This is a genomic window from Rhizobium cerradonense, from assembly GCF_030182455.1.
In the GTDB taxonomy this organism is placed as follows: Bacteria; Pseudomonadota; Alphaproteobacteria; order Rhizobiales; family Rhizobiaceae; genus Rhizobium.
The window spans coordinates 325,961-338,890 of sequence record NZ_JAQJCK010000003.1 but is presented as its reverse complement, the minus strand read 5'-3'; the positions used below and the strand labels follow the sequence as shown (position 1 = coordinate 338,890).

The 12,930-nt window shown below is 59.9% G+C and carries 12 protein-coding genes; 2 read left to right on the top strand and 10 right to left on the bottom strand.

Going from position 1 to position 12,930, the window contains the following annotated elements; genetic code table 11:
- Positions 1-16: 16 nt before the first annotated feature.
- Together PH547_RS09245 and PH547_RS09240 are read left to right on the top strand one after the other, a co-directional pair.
- Positions 17-3,262, top strand: coding sequence for an adenylate/guanylate cyclase domain-containing protein (locus PH547_RS09245; protein ID WP_104822516.1), 3,246 nt, complete (start codon positions 17-19; stop codon positions 3,260-3,262).
- Positions 3,263-3,335: 73 nt separating this feature from the next.
- Positions 3,336-4,016, top strand: coding sequence for a peroxiredoxin-like family protein (locus PH547_RS09240; RefSeq protein WP_104822515.1), 681 nt, complete (start codon positions 3,336-3,338; stop codon positions 4,014-4,016).
- A gap of 55 nt (positions 4,017-4,071) precedes the next feature.
- Here PH547_RS09240 and recO read toward each other — a convergent pair whose 3' ends face one another.
- From recO to PH547_RS09190, 10 genes are all read right to left on the bottom strand, one after another.
- Positions 4,072-4,848, bottom strand: coding sequence for a DNA repair protein RecO (recO, locus tag PH547_RS09235; protein WP_104822514.1), 777 nt, complete (start codon positions 4,846-4,848; stop codon positions 4,072-4,074).
- A gap of 58 nt (positions 4,849-4,906) precedes the next feature.
- Positions 4,907-5,440, bottom strand: a complete 534-nt coding sequence (locus tag PH547_RS09230; RefSeq protein ID WP_350223732.1) for a response regulator — start codon at positions 5,438-5,440, stop codon at positions 4,907-4,909.
- A 200-nt stretch (positions 5,441-5,640) separates the two neighbouring features.
- Positions 5,641-6,393 carry a Crp/Fnr family transcriptional regulator gene (locus PH547_RS09225; RefSeq protein WP_285168127.1) on the bottom strand — a complete coding sequence of 251 codons (753 nt, stop codon included), beginning with the start codon at positions 6,391-6,393 and terminating at the stop codon, positions 5,641-5,643.
- Positions 6,394-6,475: 82 nt separating this feature from the next.
- Positions 6,476-7,417, bottom strand: a complete 942-nt coding sequence (gene era, locus PH547_RS09220) for a GTPase Era (RefSeq protein ID WP_283049726.1) — start codon at positions 7,415-7,417, stop codon at positions 6,476-6,478.
- A 28-nt stretch (positions 7,418-7,445) separates the two neighbouring features.
- Complete coding sequence (gene rnc, locus PH547_RS09215; RefSeq protein ID WP_285168126.1) at positions 7,446-8,165, bottom strand: ribonuclease III; 720 nt, start codon at positions 8,163-8,165, stop codon at positions 7,446-7,448.
- Positions 8,162-8,908 (bottom strand): signal peptidase I, encoded by a 747-nt coding sequence (gene lepB, locus PH547_RS09210; protein ID WP_104822510.1) that lies wholly within the window; start codon positions 8,906-8,908, stop codon positions 8,162-8,164. The genes rnc and lepB overlap by 4 nt, the downstream gene beginning before the upstream one ends.
- Positions 8,909-9,023: 115 nt before the next feature.
- Positions 9,024-9,428 carry a holo-ACP synthase gene (acpS, locus tag PH547_RS09205; RefSeq protein ID WP_104822509.1) on the bottom strand — a complete coding sequence of 135 codons (405 nt, stop codon included), beginning with the start codon at positions 9,426-9,428 and terminating at the stop codon, positions 9,024-9,026.
- A 40-nt stretch (positions 9,429-9,468) separates the two neighbouring features.
- Complete coding sequence (locus PH547_RS09200; protein WP_104822508.1) at positions 9,469-10,056, bottom strand: DUF2062 domain-containing protein; 588 nt, start codon at positions 10,054-10,056, stop codon at positions 9,469-9,471.
- A 229-nt stretch (positions 10,057-10,285) separates the two neighbouring features.
- The gene (locus PH547_RS09195) at positions 10,286-10,435 is read right to left on the bottom strand and encodes a DUF3563 family protein (RefSeq protein ID WP_104822507.1); all 150 of its coding nucleotides are present in this window, start codon (positions 10,433-10,435) and stop codon (positions 10,286-10,288) included.
- 190 nt (positions 10,436-10,625) lie between these two features.
- Positions 10,626-12,851, bottom strand: a complete 2,226-nt coding sequence (locus tag PH547_RS09190; RefSeq protein ID WP_104822506.1) for a RelA/SpoT family protein — start codon at positions 12,849-12,851, stop codon at positions 10,626-10,628.
- Between the last annotated feature and the right edge of the window lie 79 nt (positions 12,852-12,930).

Below are 12,930 nucleotides of genomic sequence, written 5' to 3'. Positions count from 1 at the left end.
TTTCGAGGTGCGTCCGATGGAATGTGCGGGCTGCGGTTTCGATATTCAGAGCGGCTTTGCTTTCTGTCCGCGATGCGGCGCAAAGCAACCTATCTCCTGCGCTGCGTGCGGCTTTCCCTGCCAGCCTGATTTTGCCTTCTGCCCCCGATGCGGCGCCGCGATTTCCGACAAAGCCCCATCCGCAGCCAAGCAGATCATCGAGGCTCCGCCAGCAAAATCCGGGGACGATGCCGACCGGCGACCGGTAACCGTGCTTTTTGCCGATCTCTGTGGCTTCACGACATTGAGCGAGCAGATCGACCCGGAAGTGATGCGGGTGCTGCAGAACGAATTGTTCGAAGAGATGACCCAGGCAGTCGAGGCCTATGGCGGCTTTGTCGACAAGTTCGTCGGCGATGCGCTGCTGGCTCTGTTCGGCGCGCCGGTTGCCCATGAGGACGATCCGATGCGGGCACTGAATGCTGCGCTCAACATGATCGATCGGGCAACACAGGTCGGCGAGCGCTGGCAGCCTCGGGCCGGCGTGCCGCTGCGTCTGCATATCGGCATCAACAGCGGCCCGGTCGTCACCGGCGGCTTCGGCGCCGTTAGCACAAAATCCTATTCCGTCACCGGCGACACGGTGAATACCGCCCAACGCCTGCAATCCATGGCCGGCGAAAACGATATCCTCGTCGGGCCGCTGACCTATCGTCTCACCCGCCATGCCTTCGCTTTCGACAGCCTCGGCGCCCAAGCCTTGCGCGGCAAAAGCGGCAACGTGCTTGTCCATCGGCTGACAGGACCTTTGGAGGCACCGCATACGGCGCGCGGGCTAGAGAGTTTCGGCCTGCGGGCCCCGATGATCGGACGGGATACCGAATTGTCGCGGCTATTGACCTGTCTCGACCTTGCCTGCGGCGGTGCGGCGCAACTTGTCCGCCTCATCGGCGAAGCCGGCATCGGCAAGTCGCGGCTGGTCAATGAATTCATCGGGATCGCCGGCAATGCAGCCCGCTTTCAGGGCCTAGCCATCCGCAAGGCGACCTGCTCCCCTCTCGGCGAACAGTCCTATGGCACGCTTGCCGCGGTCGTGCGCAGTGCTTACGGCATCGGCGAGCGGGACAATCTCGACAGGACGCGACAATTGCTGGCGACGGGTTTCCGCGCGCTGGATCTCACGCAGGAGGATGTTGAGGGACTTTCGCCGCTCTTTCTGCATGTCCTCGGCCTCGGTGACCCCAGTGGAGCGCTGCGGCACATCGAGCCGGAACAGTTGCGGCGGCAGATCTTCTATGCGGTCCGCACGGTGTTCGAGCGGCGGCTGGCGCAAGGTCCCCTACTGCTTGTCATCGAGGATCTGCATTGGGCGGACGCGGCCTCGCTGGAAGTGCTTCGCTTCATGCTGGATCGGCTGGAGCGCAGCCGGCTGATGCTGCTTGCGATCTACCGGCCGACATCGCAGATCGACCCGCTGGACTCCAATCGCGTCAGCGTTACCGTCCAACGTCTTGGCCCACTCAACGCAACCGACGGGCAGAAGCTGCTCGCCGCGTTTTTCGGCGAGAGCCATAGCAAGCTGCCGGTCGCGATGCGCAAGCGCATCCTTGATCGCGCCGGCGGCAATCCGCTCTTCATCGAAGAGATCCTGCGGGGATTGATCGATATGGGCAGGCTGCACAATGACGGTCAACGCTGGCAAGTTGCGGCGGAAGAGACGGATGTCGATATTCCAGTCAATCTGCAGGCTCTCTTGCTTGCCCGCGTCGATCGTCTGCCGCAGGAGATTAGACGGTTGGCGCAGGAGGCGGCGGTGGTCGGCCCGAAGTTCGACACTGCCCTGCTCCGCTCCGTCGCCACCGACCCGACTGCCATCGATGCTGCGTTGGACTATCTCTGCGATGCAAATATCATCGAGGAATTGCGCGGGCCTGATGCCGGTGTTTCTCCCGCCTATCGCTTCAGCCAATCCCTGCTGCATGACGTCATCTACCATAATCTCCTGCTGCAACGGCGCATGGAGCTTCATCACCGGATCGGACGGGTTCTGGAGCGCCAATATGGCTCAGCGCCCGACCGGCCGGAGCATCTGTCACAGCTCGGTCATCATTTCAGCCTGACCACCGAGAAGGCAAAGGGGGCCAGCTACCTGATGGCTGCCGGCGATCTGGCGCGCAAGACCTACGCCAATGACGACGCGATGCGCCTCTACCGCCAAGCGCTTGCCGCCTTTGCAAACGAGCCGGAGGTGGCCCCGGAACAATTGGCGCTCCTGGAGCGTCTCGCCGATCTCTGCGGCCCTGCCGGTCGCCGCGACGCCGCCTTTAATCACTATCAGCAAGCGCTTGCGATCCATCGCACCGGAGACGATCGGATCGCTGCGGCGAGGATATTGCGTAAGATCGGCCGGCTGCACCTCGAGGCGGGCCGCCGCGATCAAGCGGAAGCACATTGCGCCGAGGCCGAAGCCATGATCGCGACGATCGATGCGCCGATCGAACATGCGCATCTCCTGCAGGAACGCGGTCATCTGGCGTTCCGCATGGGCGATCAGGCCGCTGCCGCTGAATGGGCTACGCAGGCCCTGCAGCGGCTGCAAACGCTACCGATCGACGGAACGACCGAGGCCGGACGGGAGGCAGCGCGAGCGATGGCGGAGGCGCTGAACACCAAGGGCGCGGCACTGGCGCGGCTCGGTCGTCGCCGCGATGCCGTACAGGAAGTAGAGCGCAGCCTTACCGTTGCCGAAAAGGCCGATCTGCAAAGTGCCGCGTGCCGCGCTTATTCCAATCTCGGCGTACTCTACACGATTGTCGATCCGGCCAACGCCATCAAAGTTTGCCGGCGCGGGCTGGAGGTCGCAACCCGGATCGGCGATCTCGGCTTCCAGGCACGCCTTCTCGCCAACCTCGCCGTTTCCTGCTGCACCTTCACGGATCGTTGCGCCGCCGAAGGTGTGCCGGCGGCGGAGAAGGCAGTGGAGATCGATCGCGCACTCGATCAGCGTGACCATCTCTCCGTACCGCTGATCGTCCTCGGGCAGATCCATCAATGCCATGGGCAGCCGAAGCTAGCTCGTAAGTATTACGAGGAAGCCCTTGAGGTCGCGAAGGAAATTGACGAACCGCAACTGCTTTTTCCGTGCTATGATGGCCTGGCGACACTGAGCCTTGAGCATGACGACATGGATGAGGCGGAACGGTATTTCTCGCTGGCACAGGATGTGTGCATCCGCCACAACCTCGATCCAGGCACACTCGTCGTATTGCCGTTTCTCGACTGATTGTCCTCGTCATGATGGTCGTCGGAGATCCATTGGGAGAATCGATTCAAGCACTTAAAGGGAGGAACGAACCATGCAGGAGAACCACGCCGGAAGACCATTGCAGCCTGGAGATCGCGCACCGAACGTCGTGCTGGATGCGATCACGCGGCAGGGCAAGGTCGCCATCGACGATTTTCGCGGCCAGAAGCCGGTGTTTGTCGGATTGTTCCGCGGGCTGCATTGCCCCTTCTGTCGCCGGCAGATCGCCGCCATGGCCGAGCTCACCGATGCATTGCAGGAAAAAGGCATAGACAGCCTGACCGTCGTCAACACGCCGATCGAGCGCGCCCGCCTCTACTTCCGCTACCATCCGCTTCCCAATCTGCTGGCGGCCTCAGACCCGGAACGGGTATCGCACAAGGCCTTCGGCCTGCCGAATCTTCAGTTTACCGAGGCTGAGAATGACTGGCCGCACAAGGTCAGCATGGATGCGGTGATGTCGATGCGCATCGATCTGCCGGGCGAGCTTCCAGAGCCCATGAACCCGATGGCAGCGATGGAATTCCTCGACAAGGCGGACGGCTATGAAGTCAACGAGGATGACAAGCGGATGATCGCCACCGGCGAAGGCCAGCTTGTCGGCGAATTCCTGCTCGATCGGGATGGTGTCATCCGCTGGTCGTTCACGGAGGTCGAAGAGGCTGGCCGCCATATGTTTGGCATTCCCGCCCCACGGGAAGTCATGTCGGCAGCATCGAATATGGCTGTTTGAAGCGCTTTTTCAGCTCTGAATTACGCCTTAGAGCATGATCCTTTCGGATTATGCTCTATCTTTTTGCGGCAATGCTCGGCCGCTCCTGTGCTTCTAAGGACGCCGCATTTAGCGCTTTCAACGCCGCCTGGACGAAGCCGTCGCGCGCTGCGGCGATCTCTATGCCACGCGGTTCGTAGACATGGCGATGCAGGAAAAAGCCGGTCAGGCGGAAGGCGGCAGCGAGACTGCCGGCATCCGCTGCTTCGACGGCGCCAGCGGCGAGGAAAGGCGGCAACACCAGCATCTTGTCGGCCCAAGGCAGGCCTGCGGCACGGCAGACGGCTCGCCCGGTCTTCGGCGAAACAAAGGCAAGATCGTCGTGCGTACCCGTCGCCGCGCACTCCGTCAGATCGAGGCCGAAACCCAGGTCATTGAGGACCGCCAGCTCGAAGCGGACGAAAAGTTCGCCGGCATCCATGGGGTTCTGCAGGTTTTCGAGAATCACATTCAGCGCATCATAGAGATGCGGATGCGGGTCACGCTCTGGCAGCAGGCGCAGCAGAGCGCCCATGGCCTGCACGCCATAGACGGCGGTCGCCGTCTCCATCAGCCTCGCCGCCCGCAATCGCACCGGCTCCATGCGGAACTCGCCGAGATGCTCATGCAGCCGTGCCCGCCAGGTCACTTCGACCAGATTGCCAGCCTGCAGCACCGGCTGCATGGCGCGGGACCGGCCGGAGCGCACCAATCCCATGTGCCGACCGCGATCACGCGTCATCACCTCGGCGACGACACTCGTCTCGCCAAGGCGTTTGACGCCCAAGATGATCGCCTGATCCTGCCACTGCATCGGCCGGTTCGTCCTATAGAATGTCGTGATTCGAGTTTAGGACAAACGGCGGGCGCTGTCACATGTCAGACGATCCGCTTGGTAGCGGGTTGCTTGATGGGTCTGCCGGCGCCAGCCTGTCGACGAATGCCCACATGGCGGCCTCATCGAAAGGCTTGTTGAGCAACGGCACATGCCGCAAATCGGGTGGAAAATCGAGCGTATCGGGATAGCCGCTGACGAAGCCGAAGGCGACGCCGCGCTCCCTCAGCAACCGGGCAAAGCCGAAACTCATCGACTCCCCCAGATTGACGTCGAGCACCGCAAAATCATAACTCTCGGTGTGAATGGCGTTGACCGCCTGTTCCAGGTTCGAGGCGATTTCCACCTCCTTGACCCCGATGAGACGAAGGATTTCCTCCGCCTCCATGGCAATGATCAGATTGTCTTCCAAAATGAGAACGCGCTGAACCGTCATATCAGCGCCGCCCCCGCATCCCCGCGCCAAGCGGCGCCGTTCCCCGTAAACATTCCCACATCTATCCCTCCGGCGCCAATCATCGGCCCGTGTTGAATGGATGGCATTCCCCCATCCGTATTGGCTAGATCTCATGTGACATGACCTTGCCCTGACCCGCTTCGCACTTTTTGTCCCGCCGGACTATGGGCTCGTCATCATGCTCCAAACGCATTTGCCGCCGCGGTTAGTAAAAGGTGAAACTGGTCGAAAAGTGACGAAAATGTAGTCTATGCTGATACACTCGTCATGAACATTTAAAAAAGACATGTGGCGGCCACATCATTGCCACCACGTCAGATGAACGGTCGCACGCCCGCATCCAGCCCGCCCCACTCGGCGAGCGCGGCGAGTCCTTGCCCATTCAACACGTCGCAGCCGCGTTCATGCCAGCGAATCAAGCCGCGTTCCGACAGCTTTTTCAATGTCTTGTTTGTATGAACGATGGAGAGACCGAGGGTGTCGGCGATGTGCTGCTGTGTGATAGGAATGACCTTGCTGCCGTCGAAGAGATGCAGGGCTTTAGCCCGTTGATGCAGGTAGGCGAGCAGATAGGCAGCTCTTTCCAGCGCGGACCTGCGACCGATGCTTAAGAGGTGTTCGTCCAAAATGCGTTCTTCGCGCGCGGCAATCCACGTGAGATCGAAGGCGAGCGACGGATGCTTGTTGTAGAGCGCCATCAGTTCCGCACGCTCGAAAACACAGAGCGAGACCGGCGATAAAGCCTCGGTCGAATGCTGCATCTCGCCCATGATCGAGCCTTGCAGGCCGATGAGGTCGCCGGGCATCACATAGTTGAGGATCTGCCTGCGTCCGTCTTCGAGGGTTTTATAGCGAAAGCCCCAGCCGGAAAGGATCGTGAAGAGGTGGGCGCTGTGGGCACCCTCCAGGAAGATCGTCGCACCCGCGTCGACAACAAGCTCGCCCTTCTTGAAATCCGAGACGAAACTCAGCTCATCGCGACTGAATTCGCGAAAATGCGGCAATCGCCGCAGCGGACAGAGCTGGCACGGCGTTTTTTTCCTGTGCATCGTCGTGGTCTTGACCATTCACGCCTCTTAGATCGCTTCGGTTGAAGCGATCTGTCCGACGGCAGTCGTGAGGTAAGACACTCAACGGGGAATTGTTCCGTCAGCGCGGAAACTCTAGTCCCATTTCGCGGAAGCGTTCCGGATCGTCGCCCCAATTCTCACGCACCTTGACGAAGAGGAAAAGGTGCACCGGCTGTTCGAGAATTTCGGACAGTTCCTTGCGTGAGGCCGTCGAGATCGCCTTGATCGTCTCGCCTGATTTGCCCAGCGCGATCTTCTTCTGGCTTTCGCGCTCGACATAGATCACTTGCTCGATCCGGACCGAACCGTCCTTGCGCTCTTCCCATTTTTCCGTCTCGACATGCGAGGAATAGGGAAGCTCCTGGTGCAGGCGCAGGAACAGCTTTTCGCGGGTTATTTCGGCGGCGAGCTGACGCATCGGTAGGTCTGAGATCTGATCTTCGGGATAATACCAAGGACCCTCCGGCAGGGTCTTTGCCAGATAGTCCATAACATCGTCGCAGCCCGAACCGTTTTCAGCCGAAATCATGAAGGTCTGCTCGAAGGCGATCTTCTCGTTGGCGGCGGCGGCGAGCGCCAGCAGGTCCTCGCGACGGACGCGGTCGATCTTGTTCAAAACAAGGATCTTTGGCTGGGAAACTTCCTTCAATCCTTCGAGAATGGCTTCGGCATCGCCGCGTATTCCGCGCTCGCTGTCGATCAGGAGCATGATGAGATCTGCATCCTTGGCGCCGCCCCAGGCTGATGTCACCATGGCGCGATCGAGGCGCCGGCGCGGCTTGAAGATGCCGGGCGTATCCATGAAGACGATCTGCGCATTGTTGTGGATGGCGATGCCACGCACGATGGCGCGCGTCGTCTGCACCTTATGGCTGACGATCGATACTTTGGCGCCGACGAGCCGGTTGACGAGCGTCGACTTGCCCGCATTGGTCGGGCCGATGAGGGCCACGAAACCCGAATGCGTAGGGCCGATATTTTCAGCCGCACCTTCGCCGGCCAGGTCTTCCTGATTGGTCATTTTTTCCGTCATTTCTAGGCAGTCATTGTCATTTTTGAAGAGACTGGGGCTGCCATACACCTTCGCGCTCCAAAATCCGTGTCGCAGCCACCTGCTCGGCGGCGCGCTTGGAGCGTTCTATCCCGGTCTCGGGCGCCGTTCCCGCCACTTCCACCGTTACCGTGAAGCGGGGATCATGATCCGGTCCGCTGCGGTCATCAACCCTGTAAACGGGCGTGACGCCGAATTTCGCATGCGCCCATTCCTGCAATTCCGTCTTGGCATCGCGCCTGGCACCGTCCGCACGGACAGCGCGGCGCTCCCAGTAGCGCAGGATGAATTTGCGCGCCACTTCGAGGCCACCATCGAGATAGAGCGCCGCAATAAGGCTTTCCACCACATCGGCGCGCACGTTCAGCATGCGCTTGCCGGTCAACTTCTTCACATCGGCGCCGGTGCGGATGAAGAGATGCAGTTGCATCTCATCGGCGACTTCGGCGCAGGTCTCGGCGCTGACAAGCTGGTTGAGGCGCACCGAGAGCTCGCCCTCGGTCGCCGTGCCAAAGGTCTGAAAAAGGAGCTCGGCGATGCATAGGCCAAGAACCCGGTCGCCGAGAAATTCCAGCCGCTCATAGTTGCCGGCCTTATGCGTTCGGGCGCTGGCATGCGTCAGAGCCCAGTCGAGGCGCCCCTTCTCAGCGAATTCGTGGCCTATGACGGCTTCAAGCCTGACACGATCCGCCTGCGGGAGCGTCTGGGTCTTCGTCATTCGACAACCTTGAAGATGCGGTCCCAACGCATGTTGGTCGGCCATTTCCAGATTTCGCGGAACGAGGTGTCGTGGCCGAGCGAGAAGAAAATAACGCTGGCACGGCCGATCAGATTCTCAGCCGGCACATAACCGACGTCGAAACGGCTGTCGTCGGAATTGTCGCGGTTGTCGCCCATCATGAAATAGTTGCCCGGCGGCACGACATATTCCTGGGTGTTGTCACCACGCGACGTCTGCGACAGATCGAGCGTGTCGTAGACCTTGCCGGTATCCGGCAGGCGCTCGCTGTAAACGGGGATGTCGTCGCCCGGCTCCTGGCTGTAATCCGAGGCGAAGGTTCCGTGCGGCTCACGCGGGACAGCCTGTCCGTTGATGTAGAGGATATCGTTCTTCACCTGAATACGGTCACCCGGCAGGCCGATGACGCGCTTGATGTAATCGACATCCGGATTCGGCGGGAAGCGGAAGACCACGACATCGCCGCGCTTGGGTTCGCTGCCCAAGATGCGGCCGCTGAACAGATCCGGCGAGAAGGGCAGAGAATATTTCGAATAACCGTAAGCGAACTTATTGACGAAGATATAGTCGCCAACAAGAAGCGTAGGCATCATCGAGCCGGACGGAATGGTGAAGGGTTGAAATAGTACCGTGCGGATGATCATGGCCAGGACTAGAGCCTGTACGATGACCTTGATGTTTTCCCACAGGACATTCTGCTGTTTTTCGGCTTTCTCGGACACGCAGTCTTATTCCTTTTTCGCACCCCACCGGCGCACTTCACTTTCAGGCACTCTCTATCCGCTTCATACCACGGCGGCAATGGCGCAGGTATTAAAAGCGACACACGGTCGTCATTCAGCCCGCAATCGGCAGTGCTTCGATGATCACAAAGGCCTGAGCGAGAGGGAAATCATCGGTTATCGTCAAATGAATGGCGGCGCGATGATTTTCCGGCAGCATCGCCGCCAGCCTTTTGGCCGCACCGCCCGTCAACTGCATGGTCGGCTTGCCGCTCGGCAGGTTGACGACGCCCATGTCGCGCCAGAAAACGCCCTGCGCCAGACCTGTACCAAGTGCCTTGGAGCAGGCTTCCTTGGCAGCGAAGCGCTTGGCGTATGACGCAGCCTTGTTCTTGCGCCCTTCGGATTTGGCGCGCTCGATATCGGTGAAGCAGCGTTCGGTGAACCGCGAGCCGAAGCGTTCGATCGACTTTTCCACGCGGCGGATGTCGATAAGGTCGCTGCCTATCCCGATGATCATGAGAAGGCCCTCCAGCCAGCCGCTACGGCGCCGCGTTCCGTCAGACGCTCGATGCGTTCTCGGCAAGGGCCAGGCGTTCGCGCGCCCGCTCCATCAGCCGGGCCTTGCGGCGGCTCTTGAAGCTCTTCACGCCATAATAGGTCAACGCATAGACGACGACGCCCGTGACGATTGCCGGCGGAATGCCGCCGATCAGCATCGGCTTCAGGATCGGGTCCCAAATCTGCAGCAGATCGCCCTTATGCCACAGCGCCGGCAGATCGACGCCACCGCCCTGACCGCCGCTATCGCGCGCCAGGATCAGATGGCCGATTTCCCAGGTGAGGCCCCAGATGAAAGGATAGGTGATGGGATTGCCGGCCGCCAGACAGCCGAGCGCGGCCGCGATCACGTTACCGCCGACGACATAGGCGATAATAATCGCCATGATGAAGTGCACGCCGATGAACGGTGTCCAGGACACGACAATGCCGGCGGCAAAGCCAGCGGCCACCGAATGTGGCGACGCGGCAAGGCGCACAAGGCGTTTCCCAAAATATTGGAACGAGCGAATGAAACCCTTGCGGGGCCAAAGATGCTCCCGCAGTTTTTCACTCAACGTCAGTGGTTTTCGGCGGCGAAATAACATGCGGCTTATCTAGTGCAGGGAGGGCCGTCATGACAAGAGCGGCAAAGCGTATCTTGCGTCGATTATCCGGCCGCAGCGCCTGTACTCTTCAGAGCGCCACATGTTCAAGGAACATCAACGGGCCACTCCAGCTTTGTTTGAGGCGGAACATCCTGTCTGCTTTCGGCGGGATGCCCCAAGGGCGCAACAACAGGTACGCCCCTTCCCATTTTGCAAGTATTGTCAGCGATTAACGCTGGCGGAAGATACCGCGATCGACCTGACGCTGACGATATTCAAGGTCAAAACGGTCGTGCGAGCCATTCAGATAGGCCATTTCACGTTCTTCAGCACTCGGAACGCGCAGGGCGCGGGCGAATTTCTTGATAGGACCAAACATTGTCTTACTCATCTCTGTTTCGTTTCTTCGATGACCAGAAGATAGGCGTGACAAAAGTTAATTACCACAGCTCGAAAATAGAAGCAGCCATGCGTCAGGCGCATGCCTTAGGCCGAACTTAGGCAAATATGATCATTAAATGATCACAAACTATGCAATCGGCTTTCAATCGAGCCATCGCGAAAGATAATTATTCGTAAAGCCGCTTCACCGTGGCAATGCAATCCAGCTCCTTGAGCTGCACCAGGAGCTGATTGAGCTGGCGCAGATCCCAGACTTCGACATCCAGCGCCATCTCGGTAAAGTCGGCGGCAACGCGCACCGTGTTGAGAAGGCGGATGTTAACGTCGATGTCGGCGACCGTCTGCGCGACCTTGGCTAGTGTTCCCGGCTCGTTCAGCGCATTGATCAGAATGCGCGCGGTGAAGCGGGACTTGTTGGCCTCATCCAGATCCCAGCGTACGTCGATCCATCGCTCCGGCTGGTCGTCGAAACGCTGCAGGACCGGTGACTGGATAGGATAGATGGTGATGCCCTTGCCCTTTTCCATGATGCCGACGATACGGTCACCGGGAACGGCACCGGTCGGAGCGAAATGCACGTCGACATCCGCTGCCAGGCCGCGGATCGGCAGGGCATCCACGCCTTCGACGCTGGCGGCGAGATCGGCCTTGGTCTTGCCGGGGATCTTGAAGATCATGCCGGAGGCGCTGCGGACATTGAACCAGCCTTCGTCGCCGGCGGGCTTGATCGTGACGCGCTCATCCTGATGATCCGGATAGACGGCCCGCAACACATCGAGCGATGACATCTCCCCTCGCCCGACAGCAGCAATCGCGTCCTCGACATCCTTCTGGCCGAGGCGGTGTAGCGCCGGCTTCAGAGCTTCACGCGAAAAGACCTTGCCGGCGCGCTCGAAGGTGCGCTCCAGAATGCGGTGGCCGAGGCCGGCATATTGCTTGCGGATGGCAAGGCGCGTTGCGCGGCGAATGGCGGCGCGCGCCTTGCCGGTCACGACGATCTCTTCCCAGGCAGCCGGCGGCACCTGCACGCCAGAGCGGATGATCTCAACTTCATCGCCATTGGAGAGGCGCGTCACCAGCGGCATGATCCGGCCGTTGATCTTGGCGCCAACGGTGGTGTCGCCGATATTGGTGTGGACGGCATAGGCAAAATCGATCGGCGTCGCGCCGCGCGGCAGGGCGATCAACTTGCCCTTCGGCGTGAAGCAGAAAACCTGATCCTGGAACAGTTCCAGCTTGGTATGCTCCAGGAATTCTTCGGGGCTGTCGCCTTCGGCCAACGCCTCGATGGTGTGGCGCAGCCAGGAATAGGCATTGCTTTCGCGCGATAGCAGTTCACCATCGCCATTATTGTTGGTGCCGTCCTTATAGAGCGTATGGGCAGCGATGCCGAATTCGGCGATCTCATGCATGCGCTTGGTGCGAATCTGCAGCTCGATGCGCTGGCTGGACGGGCCGACGATAGTCGTGTGCAGCGAACGGTAGTCGTTCTGCTTCGGCGTGGAGATATAATCTTTGAACCGCCCGGGCACGACGCGCCAGCGCGTATGCACGATGCCGAGCGCGCGATAGCAGGAGGGAACATCATCGACGAGCAGGCGGAAGCCATAGACATCGGAGAGCTGCTCGAAGGAAAGCGATTTCGACTGCATCTTGCGGAAGACCGAATAGGGCTTCTTCTGCCGGCCCTTGACCATGGCGTTGGCGAGGCCGTTGGCGACCAGCAAGTCGCGCAGTTCCGTCTCGATCTTTTTCACCAAGCCTTCGTTGCGCCGCGACAGCTCCTCCAGGCGCTTGGTGACCGTGTCGTGCGCCTCCGGATTGATATGGCGGAACGAAAGCTCCTCCAACTCTTCGCGCATATCCTGCATACCCATGCGGCCGGCAAGCGGCGCATAGATATCCATCGTCTCTTCGGAAATGCGGGCACGCTTTTCCGGCGACATGTGGTCGAGCGTGCGCATATTGTGCAGGCGGTCGGCCAGTTTTACCAGGAGCACGCGGACATCGTCGGAAATTGCGAGCAGCAGCTTACGCAGATTCTCGGCCTGCTTCGCCTTCTTGGTGACGAGATCAAGCTTCTTGATCTTGGTTAGCCCTTCGACAAGACGGCCAATATCCTCACCGAACAGTTCGTCGATTTCGGCACGCGTCGCGGTCGTATCCTCGATCGTATCATGCAGGAGCGCGACGGCGATGGTCGATTCATCCAGACGCATGTCGGTCAGGATGGCGGCAACTTCGAGGGGATGGGAAATATAGGGGTCGCCGCTGGCACGCTTCTGCTGCCCGTGCTTCTGCATCGCATAAACATAGGCCTTATTGAGAAGCGCTTCATTGGCATCGGGCTTGTATTTCTGCACACGCTCGACAAGCTCGTATTGCCGCATCATTCCCAAGCTACTCCCGCAAAATAAAAGCGCGCCAGTCATAAGACCGGCGCACGCATTACTTCATCATATCGCTCTTGGT